The 21210-nt window shown below is 67.7% G+C and carries 21 protein-coding genes; 12 read left to right on the top strand and 9 right to left on the bottom strand.

The genetic code is table 11. The annotated features are described in order from the left end of the window. Positions 1-58 precede the first annotated feature (58 nt). The 3 genes from trxB to IEY88_RS26400 all read left to right on the top strand — a co-directional run bounded on the left by trxB (position 59) and on the right by IEY88_RS26400 (position 2757). The gene (gene trxB, locus IEY88_RS26390) at positions 59-1033 is read left to right on the top strand and encodes a thioredoxin-disulfide reductase (RefSeq protein WP_229693783.1); all 975 of its coding nucleotides are present in this window, start codon (positions 59-61) and stop codon (positions 1031-1033) included. Positions 1034-1067: 34 nt separating this feature from the next. Next, positions 1068-1397, top strand: a complete 330-nt coding sequence (trxA, locus tag IEY88_RS26395; RefSeq protein WP_093595124.1) for a thioredoxin — start codon at positions 1068-1070, stop codon at positions 1395-1397. Positions 1398-1617: 220 nt separating this feature from the next. Further along, the gene (locus IEY88_RS26400; protein ID WP_189157517.1) at positions 1618-2757 is read left to right on the top strand and encodes an N-acetylmuramoyl-L-alanine amidase; all 1140 of its coding nucleotides are present in this window, start codon (positions 1618-1620) and stop codon (positions 2755-2757) included. A 52-nt stretch (positions 2758-2809) separates the two neighbouring features. Here IEY88_RS26400 and IEY88_RS26405 read toward each other — a convergent pair whose 3' ends face one another. After that, positions 2810-3442 carry a GNAT family N-acetyltransferase gene (locus IEY88_RS26405; RefSeq protein ID WP_189157518.1) on the bottom strand — a complete coding sequence of 211 codons (633 nt, stop codon included), beginning with the start codon at positions 3440-3442 and terminating at the stop codon, positions 2810-2812. A gap of 134 nt (positions 3443-3576) precedes the next feature. Between IEY88_RS26405 and IEY88_RS26410 the strand changes: the two genes are divergently transcribed. Together IEY88_RS26410 and IEY88_RS26415 are read left to right on the top strand one after the other, a co-directional pair. After that, entirely contained in the window at positions 3577-4893 is a 1317-nt protein-coding gene (locus IEY88_RS26410) for an aminotransferase-like domain-containing protein (RefSeq protein ID WP_189157519.1), read from the top strand. A 19-nt stretch (positions 4894-4912) separates the two neighbouring features. Next, a complete protein-coding gene (locus tag IEY88_RS26415; RefSeq protein ID WP_189157520.1) occupies positions 4913-5857 on the top strand; it encodes a D-alanine--D-alanine ligase family protein in 945 nt (314 codons plus the stop codon). An 88-nt stretch (positions 5858-5945) separates the two neighbouring features. On the opposite strand, the gene IEY88_RS26420 is transcribed toward IEY88_RS26415, so the two are convergent. From IEY88_RS26420 to rsmG, 3 genes are all read right to left on the bottom strand, one after another. Next, positions 5946-6914, bottom strand: a complete 969-nt coding sequence (locus IEY88_RS26420) for a ParB/RepB/Spo0J family partition protein (protein WP_189157521.1) — start codon at positions 6912-6914, stop codon at positions 5946-5948. Then, complete coding sequence (locus IEY88_RS26425; protein ID WP_189157576.1) at positions 6911-7786, bottom strand: ParA family protein; 876 nt, start codon at positions 7784-7786, stop codon at positions 6911-6913. The genes IEY88_RS26420 and IEY88_RS26425 overlap by 4 nt, the downstream gene beginning before the upstream one ends. 95 nt (positions 7787-7881) lie before the next feature. Further along, positions 7882-8529, bottom strand: coding sequence for a 16S rRNA (guanine(527)-N(7))-methyltransferase RsmG (rsmG, locus tag IEY88_RS26430; RefSeq protein ID WP_189157577.1), 648 nt, complete (start codon positions 8527-8529; stop codon positions 7882-7884). A 205-nt stretch (positions 8530-8734) separates the two neighbouring features. On the opposite strand from rsmG, the gene IEY88_RS45560 reads away from it, so the two are divergent. Further along, positions 8735-9172: a protein-tyrosine phosphatase family protein gene (locus tag IEY88_RS45560; protein ID WP_189157578.1), complete on the top strand. Its 438-nt coding sequence runs from the start codon at positions 8735-8737 to the stop codon at positions 9170-9172. 799 nt (positions 9173-9971) lie between these two features. On the opposite strand, the gene IEY88_RS26440 is transcribed toward IEY88_RS45560, so the two are convergent. The 5 genes from IEY88_RS26440 to rpmH are packed head-to-tail and all read right to left on the bottom strand — an operon-like array spanning position 9972 to position 12377. After that, positions 9972-10541, bottom strand: a complete 570-nt coding sequence (locus IEY88_RS26440) for a Jag family protein (protein ID WP_189157522.1) — start codon at positions 10539-10541, stop codon at positions 9972-9974. 30 nt (positions 10542-10571) lie between these two features. Then, on the bottom strand, positions 10572-11606 hold the full coding sequence (gene yidC, locus IEY88_RS26445) for a membrane protein insertase YidC (protein ID WP_189157523.1): 1035 nt from the start codon (positions 11604-11606) through the stop codon (positions 10572-10574). A 5-nt stretch (positions 11607-11611) separates the two neighbouring features. Then, positions 11612-11869: a membrane protein insertion efficiency factor YidD gene (gene yidD, locus IEY88_RS26450; RefSeq protein ID WP_030480223.1), complete on the bottom strand. Its 258-nt coding sequence runs from the start codon at positions 11867-11869 to the stop codon at positions 11612-11614. Then, entirely contained in the window at positions 11866-12207 is a 342-nt protein-coding gene (rnpA, locus tag IEY88_RS26455; RefSeq protein WP_189157524.1) for a ribonuclease P protein component, read from the bottom strand. The genes yidD and rnpA overlap by 4 nt, the downstream gene beginning before the upstream one ends. Before the next feature lie 26 nt (positions 12208-12233). Beyond that, positions 12234-12377 carry a 50S ribosomal protein L34 gene (rpmH, locus tag IEY88_RS26460; protein ID WP_189157525.1) on the bottom strand — a complete coding sequence of 48 codons (144 nt, stop codon included), beginning with the start codon at positions 12375-12377 and terminating at the stop codon, positions 12234-12236. Positions 12378-12724: 347 nt separating this feature from the next. Between rpmH and dnaA the strand changes: the two genes are divergently transcribed. The 6 genes from dnaA to gyrB all read left to right on the top strand — a co-directional run bounded on the left by dnaA (position 12725) and on the right by gyrB (position 21180). Further along, a complete protein-coding gene (gene dnaA, locus IEY88_RS26465; protein ID WP_189157526.1) occupies positions 12725-14308 on the top strand; it encodes a chromosomal replication initiator protein DnaA in 1584 nt (527 codons plus the stop codon). Between the two features lie 807 nt (positions 14309-15115). Then, entirely contained in the window at positions 15116-16240 is a 1125-nt protein-coding gene (gene dnaN / locus IEY88_RS26470; RefSeq protein WP_189157527.1) for a DNA polymerase III subunit beta, read from the top strand. Positions 16241-16283: 43 nt separating this feature from the next. Further along, positions 16284-17198 carry a phosphogluconate dehydrogenase (NAD(+)-dependent, decarboxylating) gene (gene gnd, locus IEY88_RS26475; protein WP_268241266.1) on the top strand — a complete coding sequence of 305 codons (915 nt, stop codon included), beginning with the start codon at positions 16284-16286 and terminating at the stop codon, positions 17196-17198. Positions 17199-17201: 3 nt separating this feature from the next. Beyond that, a complete protein-coding gene (gene recF / locus IEY88_RS26480) occupies positions 17202-18308 on the top strand; it encodes a DNA replication/repair protein RecF (protein WP_189157529.1) in 1107 nt (368 codons plus the stop codon). A gap of 118 nt (positions 18309-18426) precedes the next feature. Further along, positions 18427-18960 carry a DciA family protein gene (locus tag IEY88_RS26485; RefSeq protein WP_229693773.1) on the top strand — a complete coding sequence of 178 codons (534 nt, stop codon included), beginning with the start codon at positions 18427-18429 and terminating at the stop codon, positions 18958-18960. Positions 18961-19209: 249 nt separating this feature from the next. After that, positions 19210-21180, top strand: a complete 1971-nt coding sequence (gene gyrB / locus IEY88_RS26490; RefSeq protein ID WP_189157530.1) for a DNA topoisomerase (ATP-hydrolyzing) subunit B — start codon at positions 19210-19212, stop codon at positions 21178-21180. Positions 21181-21210: the final 30 nt, after the last annotated feature.

Below are 21210 nucleotides of genomic sequence, written 5' to 3' on the forward strand. Positions count from 1 at the left end.
ACCTACGATCCGTTGAGCCAGTCAGACGACGAGATCGAGGAGTTGCAGAGCCGTGAGCGTGCGCAACGTGATCATCATTGGATCGGGACCGGCCGGGTACACCGCGGCGGTCTACGCGGCACGCGCGCAGCTGGAGCCCCTGGTCTTCGAGGGTTCGCAGTACGGCGGCGCCCTCATGACGACGACCGAGGTCGAGAACTACCCCGGCTTCCGCGACGGCATCATGGGCCCCGAGCTCATGGAGCAGATGCGCGAGCAGGCCACCCGCTTCGGCGCCGAGCTGCGCGCCGAGGACGTCGAGTCGGTCGAGCTGACCGGTGAGATCAAGAAGGTCGTCGCGAACGGCGTCACCTACGAGGCCAAGGCCGTCATCCTCGCGATGGGTGCCGCGGCCCGTTACCTCGACATCCCCGGCGAGCAGGAGCTGCTCGGCCGCGGCGTGTCCGCGTGCGCGACGTGTGACGGGTTCTTCTTCCGCGACCACGACATCGCGGTCGTCGGCGGCGGCGACACGGCCATGGAGGAGGCGACGTTCCTCACTCGCTTCGCCAAGTCCGTGACAGTCATCCACCGCCGTGAGGAGTTCCGCGCCTCGAAGGTCATGCTGGAGCGCGCCCGCGCCAACGAGAAGATCAAGTGGCAGCTGAACACCCAGGTCACCGACGTGCTGGGTGACGGCACCGTGTCCTCGATCAAGATCAGGGACACCAAGACCGGCGCCGAGTCGGAGATGCCCGTCACCGGTTTCTTCCTGGCGATCGGCCACGACCCGCGTTCGGCGCTGGTCAAGGGCCAGGTCGACCTGGACGCGGAGGGTTACGTCCTGACCAAGGACAAGTCTTCCTACACGAACCTGGACGGCGTGTTCGCCGCCGGTGACCTGGTGGACCACGAATACCGTCAGGCGATCACCGCCGCGGGCTCCGGTTGCAGCGCCGCGATCGACGCGGAGCGGTGGCTCGCCGAGCACGGCACCGAGCAGGCCGAGATCGCCGCCGAGGCCGTCGGTGGCGGCTACGGCAAGAGCATCTGAAGTTCCTTCTGCGAGACGTTTTAGGGAGAGCAACATGGCAGGCGCCACCGTCACGGTGACCGACAAGTCGTTCGCGGACGACGTGCTGACCAGCGAGAAGCCCGTGCTGGTCGACTTCTGGGCGACCTGGTGCGGCCCGTGCAAGATGGTTGCGCCGGTGCTGGAGGAGATCGCGGCCGAGCACGGCGAGAAGATCACCGTCGCCAAGGTCGACATCGACGCCAACCCGTCGATCGCCCGCGACTACCAGATCATGTCCGTGCCGACGCTGATCCTGTTCCAGGGCGGCCGTCCGGTGAAGCAGATCGTCGGCGCGAAGCCCAAGGCCGCACTGCTCAAGGACCTGCAGGACGTCCTGGCCTGAGCCGGAGAACTTGCACGAGCTGAGAACTTCTCTGCAACGCGCAACGTGGCCCGCCCGTCTATCGATAAGACGAGCGGGTCACGTTCGTTTTGGTGCCGGGACGGTGATCTCGGTACGACTGTGAGTAGCCCTGCATCGATCACTGAGCGCAGCAGGGCACAATGAGGACTTCCCAACTGACGCGCCGACCAGGTTCGGCGCCCTAGTCGAGCGAGGGTGCATGCAGCTGCTCCGCCGCGGGGACGTCGGAAGTGATGTTGCCGAGATCCGGTCGATCCTGACCAGGCTCGGACTGCTTCCGCCGGCCGACCCACAGGCGCCGCCGGTGTTCGACCAGCAGGTCGAGCACGCCGTGCGCGCGTTCCAGCAGCAGCGGGGGCTGATCATCGATGGCATCGTCGGCCCGGCGACCTACCGATCGCTCCGTGACGCGACGTTCCGGTTGGGGGACCGGCCGCTCGCGTACCTGATGTCGCAGCCGACGACCGGTGACGACGTGCTGGTGCTGCAGGAGCGCATGCTGGAGCTCGGTTACGACGCCGGCCGCGCCAACGGCGTGTTCGGCCAGCAGACCGAGCAGGCGCTGAGGAACTTCCAGCGCGACTACGGACTGATCGTGGACGGCATGTGCGGTCCCGACACGGTCCGCGCGTTGCGCCAGCTCCAGCCGAAGGTCCGCGGCGGCCGTCCGCAACTGCTGCGTGAGCAGGAACGGCTCCGCGGTGCCGGCTCCCGCCTGTCCGGCAAGCGGATCGTGATCGACCCCGGCCACGGCGGCCAGGACCGCGGTGTGGTCGTGGACGGGCTGTCCGAGTCCGAGCTGATGCTGGACCTGGCCCGCCGTCTCGAGGGCAAGATGGCCGCCACCGGCATGGAGGCGCTGCTCACGCGCGGTCCGGACAACTGCCCGGACGAGGCGGAGCGCGCCCGGTTCGCGAACGAGGCGGGCGCCGACCTGATCCTGTCGCTGCACAGCGACGGCAACTCGTCGCCGAACGCGCAGGGCGTGTCGACGTTCCACTACGGCACCGGCAACGGCACGTCGTCGACGGTCGGTGAGGCGCTGGCCGGGTTCATCCAGCGCGAGGTCACCGCCCGCACGACGATGTCGAACTGCGGTTCGCACCCGAAGACGTGGGACCTGCTGCGGCTCACCCGCTGCACGGCCGTCCGCGTCGAGGTGGGCTACCTGACGAACGCGGAGGACCGGGCACGCCTCGCGACTCCCGGGTTCCGCGACATCGTGGCCGAGGGCATCCTCGTGGCCGTGAAGCGTCTCTACCTGCTCGGCAAGGACGACCAGCCGACGGGCACGTTCACGTTCAACGACCTGCTGCGCTACGAGATGGCCAAGGGCTGACGTTCTGACGAAAAAGGCCCCCTCGCTTCGGCGAGGGGGCCTTTTCGCTGTCTCAGACCGGGCGGAAGCTGGGTTCCGCGGTGGAGACGGTGACGCTGTTGAGGAGCCGTTCGAGAGCGGCCTCCACGTCTTCCTTCCACGTGATGGAGCTGCGGAGCTCCATGCGCAACCGGGGCCAGCGCGGGTGCGGCCGCACGGTCTTGAAGCCCACGCTCGTCAGGAAGTCGGCGGGCGTGACGCAAGTCTGCTCTTCGTCGTCCGGGCGCATGTCGCCGAACGCCTCGATGGCCTTCACGCCACGACGCGTCAGGTCCTTCGCCACGGCCTGCACGAGCACTCGCGCGAGCCCTCCGCCTCGGAACTCCGGGAGGACGTCCAGCGACGTCATGAGGACCGCGTCCGGGCTCACCGGAGACGTGGGGAAGGCGGCGCTGCGCGGAACAGCGGCCGGTGGTGCGTAGAAGACCGAACCGGCGGGGATGCCGTCGCAATAGATCATGCGACCGCACGAACCCCACTCGAGCAGGACGCTGGAGACCCAGGCTTCCTTCTCGAACTCGGTGTCGCCGTACTCCTCGGCCTGTTCACGCAGATGAGGAGCCAGTTCCCAGAAAACGCACGTCCTGCTGTGCTTGGAGAGATGCTCCAGGTTGTCCAGCGTGACGCCTACGACGCGACGGGACACCCCGACCTCCACCCGTTAACACACAAAGCGAACCCATACGAGGGTAGGCGAATGTGACGGAACCCGGAAGGCGCGTGCCCTGAACGGGACGACGGTTACACTCGCTCGGGACATTTCCTATACAGGAGTCCCACATGACTGTGCCCGGACAGCCCGCCAAGCAGGGCCCCAGAAGCCTTGATCCCCACCTCCGTCGCTACGCAGCGCGCACGGCAGGGATGACGGCATCGGAGATCCGGGCACTTTTCGCAGTCGCGTCCCGTCCCGAGGTCGTATCGCTGGCCGGCGGCATGCCCCACCTGGCCGCTCTGCCCCTGGAGTCGCTGTCGGCGGAGATCGGTCAGCTGGTGGCCTCCGAGGGCCTGGTGGCCCTGCAGTACGGCTCGGCGCACGGCGTCCCGTTGCTGCGCGAGCAGATCTGCGACGTGATGGCGCTGGAAGGCATCAACGGCCACCCGGACGACGTGGTGGTGACCGTGGGCTCCCAGATGGGCCTCGACATGGTCACCCGGATCTTCTGCGACCCCGGCGACGTCGTGATCGCCGAGGGACCCTCCTACGTGGGCGCTCTCGGGTCGTTCACCGCGTACCAGACGCAGGTCGTGCACGTCGCGATGGACGCTGACGGACTCGTGCCCTCGCTGCTGCGAGAGGCGCTGGAGGCTTGTAAGCGCGCGGGCCAGCGGGTCAAGTTCCTGTACACGATCCCCAACTTCCACAACCCGGCCGGCGTGACGCTGGCGGTGTCGCGACGGGCCGAGATCCTGCAGATCTGCCGGACCTACGGCGTGCTGGTCGTGGAGGACAACCCGTACGGGCTGCTCGGGTTCGACGGGCAGACCTACCCGGCGTTGCGGTCGATGGACCCCGACAACGTGGTGTACCTCGGGTCGTTCTCGAAGACGTTCGCGGCCGGTCTGCGGGTCGGCTGGGTGCTGGCGCCGCACGCCGTCCGCGAGAAGCTGGTGCTGGCGGCCGAGTCGGCCACGCTGTGCCCGCCCACGCTGAACCAGATGATCGTGTCCCGGTACCTGTCGACGCAGGACTGGAAGGGCCAGATCAAGACCTACCGCGAGGCGTACCGGGAACGCCGGGATGCGGCTGTGTCGGCTCTGGAGCAGCACATGCCGCAAGGTTCCACGTGGAACATTCCGGACGGCGGCTTCTACGTCTGGGTGACGGTGCCGGAGGGCATCGACACGAAGGCGATGCTGCCTCGCGCCGTGACGGCCCGCGTGGCCTACGCGTCCGGCACCGGCTTCTACGCGGACGGCTTCGGCTCCCGCCAGTTGCGGATCTCGTACTGCTACCCGACGCCGGAGCGGATCCGGGAGGGCGTCCGCCGCCTGGCGAACGTCATCGAGGAAGAGATGCAGCTGGCCGCGACCTTCGGGGCGACGCCGGGCCGTCAGCTGTCCGGTCCGCAGACCCCGTCGCCCGACACCGCCTGATCTTCTTTGGAGTTTTGCTGTGGCTGACCGTGTGGTCGCTGTGCTGTCCGGTGGGCTCTCCCACGAACGTGAAGTCTCGATCCGCTCGGGCCGCCGGTTGTCGGCCGCCCTGCGGTCGGTGGGTCTGACGGTGGAGGAGTGGGACGCCGACGCCTCGTTGCTGACGCGCCTCGGCTCCACCCGTCCGGACGCCGTCGTCGTCGCCCTGCACGGCGGTGAGGGTGAGAACGGGTCGGTGCAGGCGATCCTCGAGATGTTCGGCGTGCCGTACGTGGGCACGGACTCGCGGGCGTGCCGGCGGGCGTGGGACAAGCCGACCGCCAAGGCCGAGCTCGCCCGTGCCGGACTGGCGACGCCGGAGTGGGTCGTGCTGCCGCACGCGACGTTCCGGGAGCTGGGCGCCAAGCCCGTGCTCGACGCGATGGTCTCGACGCTCGGCCTGCCGTTGATGCTGAAGCCGGACCAGGGCGGGTCGGCGCTGGGCGCTCAGGTCGTGCGTGACGCTGCCGAGCTGCCGCCCGCGATGGTCGGGTGCCTGGCGTACGGGGACACCGTGCTGGCCGAGCAGTTCATCTCCGGCGTGGAGGTGGCGGTCGCGGTCGTCGACGGTCCGGAGGGTCCGTACGCGCTGCCCGCGGTCGAGATCGTTCCGGAGACCGGCGTGTACGACTACACCGCTCGGTACACCGCGGGGCTGACAGACTTCCACGCGCCGGCTCGGCTGGACGCCTCCTCCGCCAAGGCGGTGGGGGAGCTGGCGGTCGCGGCGCACCGGTTGCTCGGACTGCGGGACGTGTCGCGGACCGACGCCATCGTCGCCGAGGACGGCACCGTCTACTTCCTGGAAGTGAACGTGTCGCCGGGACTGACCGAGACGTCGCTCCTGCCGATGGCCGTCGAGGCGGCGGGGCAGTCGCTGGGCGAGATCTACGCCGGTCTGGTCGAGCGCGCCGTCGCTCGTTGATCTCTCTTCATAGGTGACGCCCCGTATCCAATTGGATGCGGGGCGTCATCGTCACCGTGACATAAGACCCTGGTGTGATCCTATGGACCTACTCGGATGTCCGAATTGTCGTTTCTGGGCTCATCATGCCGATGATCCTTTGAAGATCATCAACTGACCCGAATTCGACGACGATCCGGCCTTTTCGCTGCCCGAGTTCGACCTTCACGCGGGTGTCGAAGTTGTCCGAGAGGCGCTCGGCGAGGTCCTGCAGACCGGGCGCGTGCAGCTGCTTGCGCGGGGCGGCCTTCTCCTTCTTCGGCTTCTCGTTCTTGGCGATCGTGACCGCTTCTTCGGTCGCGCGGACCGACATGCCCTCGGCGACGATCCGCACCGCGAGGTCCTCCTGCATTCCCGCGTCGTCCAGACCGAGGAGCGCCCGCGCGTGGCCGGCGCTCAGCACGCCCGCCGCGACCCGTCGCTGGACGGGGAGGGGGAGCTTCAGCAGCCGGATCGTGTTCGTGACGACGGGGCGGCTGCGCCCGATGCGGTCCGCGAGCTCCTCGTGCGTGACGCCGAACTCCTCCAGCAGCTGCTGGTAGGCCGCCGCCTCTTCGAGCGGGTTGAGCTGGACGCGGTGGATGTTCTCCAGCAGCGCGTCGCGCAGCATGGCGTCGTCGGCCGTCTGCCTCACGATGGCCGGGATCGTCTTGAGTCCGGCCTGCTTCGTGGCCCGCCAGCGGCGCTCGCCCATGACGAGTTCGTACGTGTCCGCAGTCAGTTCGCGGACGACGATCGGCTGCATGAGCCCGAACTCCTTGATGGAGAACGAGAGCTCGTCGATCGCGTCATCGTCGAACACCTGGCGCGGCTGCTTGGTGTTCGTCCTGATCGAGTTGACCGGAATCTCGCGGTACACCGCGCCCGCGACCTCACCGGCAGGCTGCACGGTCTGGGTCCTGGTGGCCCCGTTGCCGGCCACGGCGGGCCGGATGGTGCTGGGCGCACCGGCCGGCGGACCCTGGGGGATGAGGGCGGCCAGGCCGCGCCCGAGTCCGCCCTTGCGCTGCTCCGTCATGCGCCCTCCTTCTTGGCCCCGCGGATCGCGATCTCCTTGGCGGCGTCGAGATAGCTCATCGACCCGCGCGAGCCCGGGTCGTACGTCAACACCGTCTGACCGAATCCTGGTGCCTCGGAGACCTTCACGCTGCGCGGAATCACGGTCTTGAGGGCGACGTCGCCGAAGTGGCCACGCACCTCACTGGTCACCTGGTCCGCGAGCTTCGTGCGGCCGTCGTACATCGTGAGGAGGATCGTGGAGATGCTGAGCTCCGGGTTGAGGTGCTGCTGCACCAGTTCGATGTTGCGCAGCAGCTGGCTCAGACCCTCCAGTGCGTAGTACTCGCACTGGATCGGGATGAGGACCTCCTGCGCCGCGACCATCGCGTTGACGGTCAACAGGCCGAGGCTCGGCGGACAGTCGATGAAGACGTAGTCGGGCTGCAGCTGGTCGAGCGCCTCGGGGGAGAGCGCCTCCTTGAGCCGCGCCTCGCGCGCCACCATCGAGACGAGCTCGATCTCGGCGCCGGCGAGGTCGATCGTCGCGGGCACGCAGAAGAGGTTCGGTGACGTCGGGCTGACCTGAGCGGCCTCCGCGATGGAGATCTCGCCGATGAGGACCTCGTAGACCGACGGCGTACCGCTGCGGTGCTCAACGGAGAGCGCCGTGCTGGCGTTGCCCTGCGGGTCGAGGTCGATCACGAGCGTCTTGAGCCCGTGGATCGCGAGCGCGGCAGCGAGGTTCACCGTGCTCGTCGTCTTGCCGACACCGCCCTTCTGGTTGGCGACGGTGATCACCCGGCGATGGGTCGGGCGGGGGAGCAGTGACTCGTCGGGGTGCAGCACGCTTGCCGCACGAGCCGCCTCTTCTGCAATCGGGGTCCACACCACGGCGCTGTCATCTCCGTTGTTGGTCGGCTTGGCTTTGTGTTTGGGGGTCTTCGTTTCACGTGGAACATCGGCAGCCTGGAACTCCGGGTACACGCTCACCGACCCCTCCGCTGCTGGCGCTCCACGATGAGCACCGTCGTAGGCACCTCAAGTACGTCCGCTCCCACGACGACCACGTGCGGGTTGGCGCCCCCAGCTTTGAGCACCGCCGCACCGTCGCGTTCCAACTCCTCCTGCGCGCGCTCACCCTTGAGCGCCACCATCCGCCCGCCACCCTTGAGAAGCGGCAGGCACCACTTCGTCAGCTTCTCCAGCGGAGCCACCGCCCGCGCCGTGGCGGAGTCGCAGTTCAGCAGCTGCTTCCGAACCGGCCCCTCTTCCGCACGCCCGCGGAGGACCGTCACGTTGTCGAGCTGCAGCCGTTCCTTCACTTCCTCGAGCCACGCGATACGACGAGCCATCGGCTCCAGCAACGTGATCCTCAGGTCGGGCCGCGCGATGGCGAGCGGCACCCCCGGAAGCCCGGCGCCTGAGCCCACGTCGACGACCCGTTCGTTGGGCTGGAACAGCTCCTCGATCACCGCCGAGTTGAGCACGTGCCGATCCCAGATCTTCTCGACCTCACGAGGACCGATGAGTCCGCGCTCCACGCCGTGCTCCTCCAGGAGCCTGACGAACTCAGCGGCACGCTCAACGTGCTCACCGAAGACGAGCTTCGCGTTGTCGGGCAACTCCCCGGCCATGTTCTCCATCCGCGTTTCACGTGAAACCACGCGGCGGCGGTGTCCCAGCGGCCGGTGGAAAAGCTGGCGAATGCCAGGGCACCATCATGACGGATCGACAGTGGGTGGCGCCAAATCCTGAGCGCCGTTTCACGTGAAACTTGGGGGAAAGTTGCATCCGATGCTCTACACCGTCGCTTGGGGCGGTCCTGGGGTTGTGTCGACGATGTGCCATCCGGCGGGTGGGGTGTATCTGGAGGGGAAGGTTCGGGCATTGCGCCGGCTTGGGGTGGATGTGTTGGTGTCTGCGCAGACTGATGAGGAGCGGGTTGAGTGCGACCTCGTGGATCAGGAGCGGGTGGTGGTGGCTGCCGGGCTGCGGTACGTGTGCCTTCCAATTCCGGATCGGTCGGTGCCGGATGTTGCTTCGGCTGTTGCTGTTGTTGAGCCGCTTGACGCGTTGTATCGGCGTGGGGCTCATGTGGTGTTCCACTGTTGGGCTGGGATTGGGCGGTCTTCGTTGTTGGCTGGGTTGTTGTTGGGGATGGAGGGGGTGGAGCCGGGGGAGGCTTGGCGGTTGATCTCGGAGGCTCGGGGGTGTTCGGTGCCGGACACGGCGGAGCAGGGGGAGTGGTTGACTGGGTGGTGGGCGGGTCGGGGGTAGGTGGTTTCACGTGGAACGTTGCGTTGTGGGGGTCGCGTTCCAGCGGGGTGGTCGCCTTGCTTGCGGGTGGTCACCGTGGGTGCGTGGTTGCGTAGGTCAAGACGGGCCGGTGCCGGTCATCGCCGCTACGCGACGATAGCGATTGGGGCTTGACCTTGAGCCTCTAGCTGGATGCACATATCGGCCTTAAAAGGCCGGGCTCGAAGTGCCCGGCCGATCCCTGCAACGGTCGCATCCAGCTCCTCAAGGTCAAGCCCCAATCGCCGAGCTGGGCACGTCACCACCGCCACCTAGTGCTACGAGGTACACACGCCTCGGCTTCGCCATTGCCGTTGGCGGAGCGGGGGCTCGGCTTCGCCGTTGCCTGTTGTGTTCGGAGAGACGCCTCGGCTTCGCCGTCGGACAGGGGAGACCGTTGCGTCATCCCGCCCGCCTGACCACCAAGCACATACCCCCCGTCCCACTCCTGCTCCCGCCTCCCGCTTGCCTATCCACGCCGCGCCTGCCCGCATTCCCTCTCCCGTCCCTCGCCTCACCCTCGCGCCACCGCTCTCGGAACCCTTGGCTCTTTCCGCCCCTTCGTCCTACGACGCTCCGCTCCTCCCACGCCACTCCTCCCACGCCGCCTCTCCCACGCCGCCTCTCCCACGCCGCGCCCACCGCCCTCCTGCTCTTCCTCCCGCCCTCACCTCGCCCTCGCGCCTACCGCTTCCCGGGACCTTTGGCCTGTTCCGTCCTGGCCCTGGACAGCAAACGGCCCCTGGTTCCGGGGGAACCAGGGGCCGTGAGGCTGGAGCTGTCAGGGCTTCGGGAAGATGATTACCCGGCGCTGCGGCTCTTCGCCTTCGCTTTCGCTGTGCACGCCTGCGACTGAGGCGACGGCGTCGTGGACTACCTTGCGCTCGAACGGGGTCATGGGGTGCAGGCGGGCTCGTTCGCCTGAGGCGGCGACCTTTTCTGCGGTGGTGCGGCCCATCTCCGCCAGTTCGGCGCGGCGGCCTGCTCGCCACTGGGCGATGTCGAGCATGAGGCGGGAGCGGACTCCCGTTTCCTGCTGGACTGCCAGGCGGGTTAGTTCCTGGAGTGATTCGAGGACGTTGCCTCGGGGGCCCACCAGCTTGGCGAGGTCTTCGCCGCCGTCGATGCTGACGATGGCGCGGCCGCTTTCGACGTCCAGGTCGATGTCGCCGTCGTAGTCGAGCAGGTCCAGCAGGCGCTCGAGGTAGTCGCCCGCGATGTCGCCTTCCTGGACGAGAAGGTCCTCGGTCTTGCTCGGCGACTGCGGCTCGGCCTCAGTCGTGGCTTCGGTCTGGGCCTCGGCCTCCGACGACGCCTCCACGTCGTCGGTCGCCTGCAAGGTCTCCGACACGATGTCTCCTCTCCGGGGCAACGCCCGAAATCAGCGGCGCTTCTTGCTGCCCGGCTTCTTGCTGGTGGATCGGCCTGGGGTCAGGCCGGGGATCTCGGTGTTGGAGTTGCCGTTCGTGGCAGCTTCCGTGGAGGACGCCTTCGGCGCGCCGCTCGGGCCCGCGGTCGGCATGCGCTTGGCGCCGTTGGCCGGCTTGGCTCCCGGTGCGGGCTTCTTCGGGTTGACCGGCTTCGCGCCCGGCTTCGGAGCGAGGGCCTGGCGGGTCTCGACGACCGTGGCCTTCTTCTCCTCTTCCTCGGCGTCGATGCGCTTGTAGACGAAGTGCTGCTGGCCGAGGGTCCACGCGTTGTTGGACAGCCAGTACAGCAGGATCGCGACGGGGAAGAAGAAGCCACCGGCGAGGACGCCCAGGGGGAAGATCCAGAGCGTCAGCTTGTTCATGATGGCCGTCTGCGGGTTGTCCAGCGCCGAGGCGTTCTGGCGCGCGACCGAGTGACGGGCCGTGAAGTGGGTCGCGATGGACGCCACGATCATCAGCGGCACCGACAGCAGGATGACGTTCAGACGCTCGGTGCCGTACTGGGCCAGCTGGTCGGACGGCATCGTGATGAACGTCGAGAGGTTCGTGCCGAAGAGCTTGGCGTTGACGAACGAGTCGACGCCCTGCTTGTCGAAGAAGTAGACCTCGCCCCAGCCGGGCTTGAACGAGCGCAGCACGTGGAACAGACCGATGAACACCGGGATCTGCACCAGCATCGGCAGGCAGCCGCCGAGCGGGTTGACGCCGTGCTCGGACTGCAGCTTCTGCATCTCCTGCGCCTGGCGCTGGCGGTCGTTCGGGTACTTCTTCTTCAGCTTCTGCATCTCCGGCGCGAACTCCTGCATCTTTCGCATGGAGCGCACCTGGCCGACGAACGGCTTGAAGAGGATGGCGCGGAGCGTGAAGACCAGGAAGATGACGGCCAGCGCCCAGGCGAAGCCGCTCGACTCACCGAAGACCTTGCCGAACACCCAGTGCCAACACCACAAGATGAAGGACACCGGGTAGTAGATAAAGTTGAGCACGGGAGCTACTCCTCGGTGGATACGTCGGGGACCTGCCGCCTCGGCGGAACGGGGTCCAGGCCTCCAGGGTGCCAGGGTCCGCAGCGCAGCAACCGGCGGATGGTCAGCCAGGTTCCTCGCAGTGCGCCGTGGACTGTCAGGGCTTCCACCGCGTACGCACTGCAACTCGGGTAGAAGCGGCAGGTCGGCGGCAGCAGCGGCGAGATGAACTTCCGGTAGAAGTGCACCGGCAGCAGCGCGACCTTCGCGGGCAACGTGGTCATCGCAGCACCTTGCGCAGGGCAGAAGAGAAATCGGCGGCGAGCTCGGAACTCGACGCCTCGGCTGCTGGAGCCAACGCCCTGACCACGACGAGAGTTCCCGGCGGCAGGTCTGCCAGCACGGAACGCACCACGTGGCGCAGGCGTCGGTAGACACGGTGGCGCACCACCGAGTTGCCCACTGCCTTGCTCACGACGAAGCCCACCTTGGACGAATCCAAGGTGGGCACGTCAGGCTTCAAGACGTGGACGACCAACCGGGGTCGTCCGGCGCGGCGGCCTCGGCGGACCACCAGGCCGAAGTCCTGGCTGCGGGTGAGCCGGGCGGCCGGTGGTAGCACGACGACGCTGCGCTTACCAGCCGCTGTCAGGCGGACAGCGTGTCACGGCCCTTGCTGCGGCGCGCAGCCAGAATGGCGCGGCCGGCACGGGTCCGCATGCGCAGCCGGAAGCCGTGCGTCTTCGCGCGGCGGCGGTTGTTGGGCTGGAAGGTGCGCTTACCCTTGCTCACGGTCGGTCTCCCGGTGCTTCACTGCTGACAAAGCCTTGTGGTTGTCCCCGACGGCAGTGGACGTAGGCGCGCGAAAGGCGCCCGTCGCAAGCGGGAGACTCGTACGAGGGTACGCATGCCCGGGTGCGGCGACCAAATCGGGGTGGGCCACGCCACGTCTTGTGAGGCGTGCCGGGCCTTGTTACCGTTCGTCCTTCGCGCATGCCGGGGTCGGCGTGGGAGCCGCCACCGACCGGCAACACAACACACCTTTTAGTGCACAGTTGTGGATAACTCTGTGGATACCTCTATTCTCCGTGTCCACATGTGGAGTCTTGGGCTCCGGCGGAGGGGAGGGGAGCGCGGAGGTGTCGAACCAGCAGGTCGATCTTGGTCTCGTGTGGGCCGAGGTGGTGCAGGAACTGGCGACCAGCCACCTGTCCCCTCAGCAGCGCGCGTGGATGAGGGTCACCCGTCCGATCGGTTTGCTGGATGGAACGGCACTGCTCGCTGCTCCCAGTGACTTCGCGAAGGAAGCGATCGAACGCGCACTGCGCGACCCGATCACCGCTGCTCTCTCCCGCAGGCTCGGCCGCTCCGTCTCCCTCGCGGTGAAGGTCGACTCGCCGGAACCGCCGAGTCCCGTCGTGAGCCCGCCGACCACGCCGATCCCGGTCCACGCGATCCAGCCGGTCGCACCGGTCCAGATCCCGGCGATCCCCGGCGTTCCGGCCTCCGACACGCCCGGCCCCGTGATCACGGACGACCCGGAAGAAGAGGTTGACGAGGCCGGCGACGCGCTTGCCGCCGTCTCCGAGATCTGGCCGACGTTCAACACCGCCAACACCGCGGGCGGGGGGACGCCGAACGCGAACCTGCCGTACACGCGGCCCGCGAACCCGTCGCCGTCGCAGACCCGGCTGAACGAGAAGTACAACTTCGACACGTTCGTCATCGGCGCCTCGAACCGGTTCGCGCACGCCGCGGCCGTCGCGGTGGCCGAGGCTCCCGCCAGGGCGTACAACCCGCTCTTCATCTGGGGCGAGAGCGGCCTCGGCAAGACGCACCTGCTGCACGCCGTCGGGCACTACGCCCAGCGCCTGTTCCCCGGCATGCGCGTGCGGTACGTGTCGACCGAGGAGTTCACCAACGACTTCATCAACTCGCTGCGCGACGACCGCAAGGTCGCCTTCCAGCGCCGCTACCGGGACATCGACGTCCTTCTCGTCGACGACATCCAGTTCCTGGAGGGCAAGGAAGGCACGCAGGAGGAGTTCTTCCACACGTTCAACACGCTCCACAACACGAACAAGCAGATCGTGGTGTCGAGCGACCGGCCGCCCAAGCGGCTGGAGACACTGGAAGACCGGCTGCGCACGCGGTTCGAGTGGGGCCTGATCACGGACATCCAGCCGCCCGAGCTGGAGACGCGCATCGCGATCCTGCGCAAGAAGGCGGCCCAGGACCGGCTCGCGGCCCCGGCCGACGTGCTGGAGTTCATCGCCTCCCGCATCGAGCGCAACATCCGCGAGCTCGAAGGCGCGCTCATCCGCGTCACGGCGTTCGCGTCGCTCAACCGCCAGCCGGTCGACATCCAGCTCGCCGAGATCGTGCTGCGCGACCTCATCCCGGACTCGCACGCGCCGGAGATCACCGCACCGATGATCATGGCGGTCACCGCGGAGTTCTTCGGGGTCTCGATCGACGACCTGTGCGGCCCCGGCAAGACGAAGGCGCTCGCCCAGGCGCGGCAGATCTCCATGTACCTGTGCCGCGAACTGACGGACCTGTCGCTGCCGAAGATCGGCCAGACGTTCGGCGGCCGCGACCACACGACGGTCATGCACGCAGACAAGAAGATCCGCAAGGAGATGGCCGAGCGCCGGCGCATCTACGACCAGGTGCAGGAGCTGACGTCGCGCATCAAGCAGCGCGCCCGCCACACTCCCTGATCCACCCAGGTATCGACGAAGGGGTCCTCCACCGCGGAGGGCCCCTTTTCGGTTCGCACCCGGGGACGGCGAACGAGCGCGGGCGGACCTCAGGACGCGACCGAGCGACTCGGTGGCGAACACCCAGGGACGGACCCGCGGTCCGGCACCGAGCACCCGGGGACGCGGCCACGGCGCCACGGCCAACACCCGGGGACGACTTGGGTGCGGCGATGGGACTGCATCAGTGCGTGCGGCTCCAACCACCACCACGCGCCGCACACGTACCCAGGTAGACGAGGCCCGATCCGCCGCGCGGCGAGGCTTTCTGTTCACGCCCGGCACTCGAAGGGGTGGGGACAACTGGAAAAGTCTGTGGCCCCGGCCACGATCTGGCCACAGAAGCCTGTTGAACACCCGGGTACAACTGGCCCGCACCCGGGGACGCACCCGGGGACAACTGTGGACGATCTGTGGATCGAGACCTGTGCACAACTGGCTGTCCCCGGGTGCGCCGATCTGTCCCCGGGTGCCATCCCCCGCTAGTCCACATGGTGGGTGACACCTTGACCTGCAGGTTTAACGCCTGTCCCCACAATCCACAACCCTTACTGTTACTGCTGTTTGATCTCTTCTAGGAAGAACTCAAAAGCAAAACAGCGGTGGATGGTTCCCGGGGATCGGTGCCCGAACCCCGAAGTGACGGGAAGGGCCAGGACGCTCTAACGTGGTTGCTCCGCACCTCGGGACAAGCCGAGGGTCGAGGCTCCCGAACCCCACTGGCTCGTTGTCGTGGTGGCTTGTCGACTGTCGAGGAAAGGACGCCTCATGAAGATCCGCGTCGAACGCGACGGCCTGGCCGACGCTGTCGCCTGGGTCGCTCGCAGCCTTCCGTCCCGTCCACCGGTCCCGGTGCTGGGCGGCGTGCTGCTCGACGCGGAGTCGGAGGACTCGCTGACGGTCTCCGGGTTCGACTACGAGGTCTCCGCTCAGGTCGGCGTCCCCGCGACGATCGCCGACGGCGGCCGCGCTCTGGTCTCCGGGCGTCTTCTCGCCGACATCACCAAGGCGCTCCCGAACCACCCCGTCGAGATCTCGGTCGACGGCGCTCGCATGATGATCAGCTGTGGCAGCGCCAGGTTCAGCCTCCCGACGATGCCGGTCGAGGACTACCCGGCGCTCCCGTCGATGCCGCAGCTGATCGGTGAGCTCCCCGGCGAGGTCTTCGGCGAAGCGGTCAGCCAGGTCGCCGTCGCGGCCGGCAAGGACGACACGCTCCCGATGCTGACCGGCGTCCGCGTCGAGATCGGCGACGGCAAGCTCGTCCTCGTCGCCACCGACCGGTTCCGCCTCGCGATGCGCGAGTTCCCGTGGGAGCCCGACGCGTCCCTGGGCGATGTCGCCGTCCTCGTCCCGGCCCGCACCCTCGGCGACGCGGCCAAGACGCTCGGCTCGTCCGGTGCCAAGGTCGAGATGTCGCTCGCGGCCAACGACGGACTGCTCGGTCTGTCCGGCTCGGGCAAGCGGACCACCACCCGCCTGCTCGACGCGGACTTCCCGAAGTACCGCCAGTTGCTGCCCTCCGAGCACAGCGCCGCGGCGATCATCGACATCGACGCGTTGCAGCAGGCGATCAAGCGCGTGTCGCTCGTCGCCGAGCGCGGCACGCAGGTGCGCCTCGAGTTCGTCGACGGTGGCCTGCGCCTGTCCGCCGGTGGCGACGACGAGGGATCGGCTGAGGAAGAGCTCCCGGTCGAGTACACCGGCGACGCCGTCACCATCGCGTTCAACCCGGGCTACCTGCTCGACGGCCTCGGAGCCGTCCGCACGCAGAAAGTCCACTTGTCCTTCACCACACCCAGCCGACCGGCACTGCTGAAGCCGGTGGACGAGGATGGGAACGTGGCGCCGGGCTACCTGTACCTGCTCATGCCCGTTCGCCTTCCCGGCTGAGAAAACCCTTGCCGGGTACCAGAAGAACGTAGGGGAGAACACCGTGCAGCTCGGACTCGTCGGCCTCGGCAAGATGGGTTTCAACATGCGCGAGCGGGTGCGCCGGGCCGGTCACGAGGTGATCGGCTACGACCGCAACCCCGAGGTCACCGACTCGGAGTCGTTGGCGGACATGGTGTCCAAGCTCGAAGCGCCGCGCGTGGTGTGGGTGATGGTGCCCGCGGGCGACATCACCCGTAACACGGTGAAGGAGCTGTCCGAGCTGCTGGCGCCCGGCGACCTCGTCGTCGACGGCGGCAACTCCAAGTTCACCGACGACCGCGTGCACGCGGACCTGTTGGCGGAGAAAGGGATCGGCTACGTCGACGCCGGCGTGTCCGGTGGCGTGTGGGGCCTCGAGAACGGCTACGCGCTAATGGTCGGTGGCGACGCCGCCCACGTCGAGCAGGCGATGCCGATCTTCGACGCGCTCCGTCCGGAGGGCCCGCGCGAGGAAGGTTTCGCGCACGCGGGCAAGGTCGGCGCCGGCCACTACTCGAAGATGGTCCACAACGGCATCGAGTACGGCCTGATGCAGGCGTACGCCGAGGGCTTCGAACTGCTCGACAAGACCGACGTCGTGGACAACGTGCCCGCGGTCATCTCGGCCTGGCAGCGCGGCACCGTCGTGCGGTCGTGGCTGCTCGACCTGCTGGTCCGCGCACTGGAGTCCGACCCGGAGCTCGACGACCTGCGCGGGTACGTCGAGGACTCGGGCGAGGGCCGGTGGACCGTCGAGGAGGGCATCAACAACGCGGTGCCGCTCCCGGTGATCTCCGCCGCGCTCTTCGCGCGGTTCCAGTCGCGGCAGGAGGACTCGCCCGCGATGCGTGCCGTCGCCGCGCTGCGCAACCAGTTCGGTGGCCACTCGGTGCACCTCGCCGGACCGTCGTCCGGCGGCGGCAGCACCCAGGGCTAGCGAGTGCACGTCAGACACCTCCAGGTCAGCGACTTCCGGTCGTGGGAGCTCGCTGACCTGGAGCTCGAGCCCGGCGCGTCGGTGCTCGTCGGACGCAACGGCCAGGGCAAGACGAACCTGGTCGAGGCGATCGGGTACGTGGCGACGCTGGGTTCGCACCGCGTGTCGAGCGACGCGCCGTTGATCCGGCACGGTGCGCAACGCGCCGTGGTGCGGACGGCCGTGGTCAACGACGACCGCGAGCTGCTCGTGGAACTCGAGATCACGGCCGGCAAGTCGAACCGGGCCCGCATCAACCGGGGCCCGGTGCCGCGTCCGCGCGATGTGCTCGGAATTCTGCGCACCGTGCTGTTCGCACCGGAGGACCTCTCTCTCGTGAGAGGCGATCCGAGCGACCGGAGGCGGTTCCTCGACGAGATGCTCGTGTTGCGCGCACCGCGCTATGCCGGTGTTCGCAGTGACTACGACCGTGTCCTGAAGCAGCGCAGCGCGTTGTTGAAAACGGTGAAGCACTCGCGGTCGGCGGACCTCTCGACGCTCGACGTCTGGGACGGGCACCTCGCGAAGCACGGCGCGGAGCTGCTGGCCGCGCGGTTGAAGCTGGTCCGCGACATGGCGGACCACGTGACCTCGGCATACGCGGAGGTCGCCCCGGAGTCACGTCCGGCGCTCATCGCGTACCGGTCGAGCGTCGGCGACCTGCCGGACGACCGGGAGAGCATCGAGGACCTGCTGCTGGCCGAGCTCGACCGGGTGCGGAGGCAGGAGATCGACCGCGGTGTGTGCCTCGTCGGTCCCCACCGGGACGACCTGGACCTGACGCTCGGCGAACTCCCGGCGAAGGGTTACGCCAGTCACGGAGAGTCATGGTCGTTCGCGCTCGCACTGAGGCTCGGCGGGTACGAGCTGATGCGTGTCGACGGCATCGAACCGGTGCTCGTGCTGGACGATGTGTTCGCGGAGCTCGATCGCGGCCGGCGGCGGCAACTGGCCAAGGTGGCGGCCGCCGCCGAGCAGGTTCTGATCACCGCGGCGGTGGCCGAGGACGTTCCGGACGAGCTGACCGGTGCCCGGTTCGAGGTCCACGGCGGGGAGGTGCGACGTGTCTGACTCCGAGGCTGACTCTGGGGGTTCGAGGCCCCCACATGTAGCTCGATCGGGTGTGTCCGCCCACACATCTGGGGACAAGTCTGTGGATGGTGTGGATAACTCCGTCACAAATCCGGACTTGTCCACAGGTTCATTCACACCTGAGGGTGAGCCTCTGAAGGGTTCGGACCTCGCACGGGCCGCTCTGGAGGCGGCGAAAGCGGCCGCGAAGGCCCGCGGGCGGGTGCCCGGGAGCAAGGCGAAGGGCCGTCCGGTCCAACGTCGCCGGCGTCGCTGGTCGGGTCCGGGCCCGGACGACCGCGACCCCCAGCCGCTCGGGCGGATCGCGTCCAGGATCGCGGCGGACCGCGGCTGGGTCGAGCAACTCCAGGGTGGCCAGGTCTTCGGTCGTTGGGCAAAATTAGTAGGAGAGGACGTCGCCGAGCACGCGAAGCCAATCGCTCTCAGTGACGGGGAACTGACGGTCCAGGCGTCGTCGACGGCGTGGGCCACCCAGCTGCGCCTCCTGCAGCGCGAGCTGATCAAACGGATCGCCGCGGGCGTGGGCAACGGCGTCGTCAAGAAGCTCAAGATCAAGGGACCGGACGCTCCCAGCTGGCGACACGGCCCCAGGCACGCGCCTGGGCGCGGTCCGCGTGACACCTACGGGTGAGGTCCTGTCAAGGGCTCAGCGGCCGTTCTACGGCTCAATGAGCGTTCACCTGCGGATTTGAACCCCCTTTTCGGCCGTCCCGACCCGTCTCGCGCTTCTTGAGGCGCTCTGTGACCGAATCAAAGGTGTCCTTGACCCCGTTCTGTCGGGGTGCACCGGTAGAATCACAGGAGAGTGCCACCCCCCATCCCAGTAAGTCGGGGAACATCGTGCGGGTCCTGCCCGCATCAGCGAGGAGACTCCAGGCCCGTGTCAGAAAAGAAGAACGAGTACGACGCGTCCTCGATCACCGTCCTCGAGGGTCTCGAGGCAGTGCGCAAGAGGCCGGGTATGTACATCGGCTCCACCGGCGAGCGCGGTCTGCACCACCTGGTCCAGGAGGTCGTGGACAACTCGGTCGACGAGGCGATGGCCGGTTACGCGACGACGGTCGACGTCACCCTGCTGGCCAACGGCGGCATCCGGGTCATCGACGACGGCCGTGGCATCCCGACCGGCATCCACCCGGTGGAAGGCGTGCCGACCGTCGAGGTCGTCATGACGAAGCTGCACGCGGGCGGCAAGTTCGACAGCGACTCCTACGCGGTGTCCGGTGGCCTGCACGGTGTCGGCATCTCCGTGGTGAACGCGCTGTCCACCGCCGTCGACCTGGAGATCAAGAACGCGGGCCACGTCTGGACCCAGCGCTACGAGGGCTCCAAGCCCGCGCACGAGCTGCGCAAGGGCGAGCCGACGACGGAGACGGGCACCACCGTCACGTTCTGGGCCGACCCGGACATCTTCGAGACGACCGAGTACAACGTCGAGACGATCGCACGCCGGCTGCAGGAGATGGCGTTCCTCAACAAGGGGATCACGATCATCCTGCGCGACGAGCGGGTCTCGCCGGAGGACGAGGAAGCCGACGCCGAGGGCCACAAGGCCGCGGTGAAGGAGCGCGTCTTCCACTACCCCGGTGGTCTGGAGGACTTCGTCCGCCACATCAACCACACGCGCGAGGCCGTGCACCAGAAGGTGATCGGCTTCGAGGTGCAGGGCGACGACCTCCAGGTCGAGATCGCGATGCAGTGGAACACCGGCTACACGGCCTCGGTCTACACCTTCGCGAACACGATCAACACCCACGAGGGCGGCACGCACGAGGAAGGCTTCCGCGCCGCGCTGACCCGGGTGGTCAACGAGTACGCGCGCGAGAAGAAGCTCCTCAAGGAGAAGGACACGAACCTCACCGGTGACGACATCCGCGAGGGTCTCGCGGCCATCATCTCGGTGAAGCTCAAGGAGCCCCAGTTCGAGGGCCAGACGAAGACCAAGCTGGGCAACAGCGAGGCGAAGTCGTTCGTGCAGAAGTCGACGAACGAGCACCTCGCCGACTGGTTCGAGCGCCACCCCAACGAGGCCAAGACGATCGTCATCAAGTCGGTGTCGTCGGCACAGGCCCGCATGGCCGCGCGCAAGGCCCGTGAGCTGGTGCGCCGCAAGGGCGCGCTCGACATCGGCGGCCTGCCCGGCAAGCTGAAGGACTGCCGCTCGACCGAGCCGGAGCGCTGCGAGCTCTACATCGTCGAGGGCGACTCCGCAGGCGGCTCAGCCAAGGAGGGGCGGGACTCCATGTACCAGGCCATCCTCCCGATCCGCGGCAAGATCATCAACGTCGAGAAGGCGCGCATCGACCGCGTCCTCAAGAACACCGAGGTCCAGTCGCTGATCACGGCCCTGGGCACCGGCATCCACGACGAGTTCGACCTGTCGAAGCTGCGCTACCACAAGATCGTGCTGATGGCCGACGCCGACGTCGACGGCCAGCACATCCGCACGCTGCTGCTCACGCTGCTGTTCCGCTTCATGCAGCCGCTCATCGAGCACAACCACGTGTACCTCGCGCAGCCGCCGCTCTACAAGATCAAGTGGCAGCGCACCGACCCGGAGTACGCCTACTCCGACCGCGAGCGCGACGCCGTGATCAAGGACGGTCTCGCCGGCGGCAAGCGCCTCGGCAAGGAAGACAACATCCAGCGGTACAAGGGTCTCGGCGAGATGAACGCCGAGGAGCTGTGGGAGACCACGATGGACCCGGCGAACCGGATCCTGCGCCAGGTCACCATGGACGACGCGGCCACCGCCGACGAGCTGTTCAGCGTGCTCATGGGCGAGGACGTCGAAGCACGCCGTTCGTTCATCACCCGCAACGCCAAGAGCATCAAGTTCCTGGACATCTGAGTTCGGTCTTGATCCCTAGGCATCCTGGCG

The organism is Lentzea pudingi, assembly GCF_014646255.1.
GTDB lineage: Bacteria > Actinomycetota > Actinomycetes > Mycobacteriales > Pseudonocardiaceae > Lentzea > Lentzea pudingi.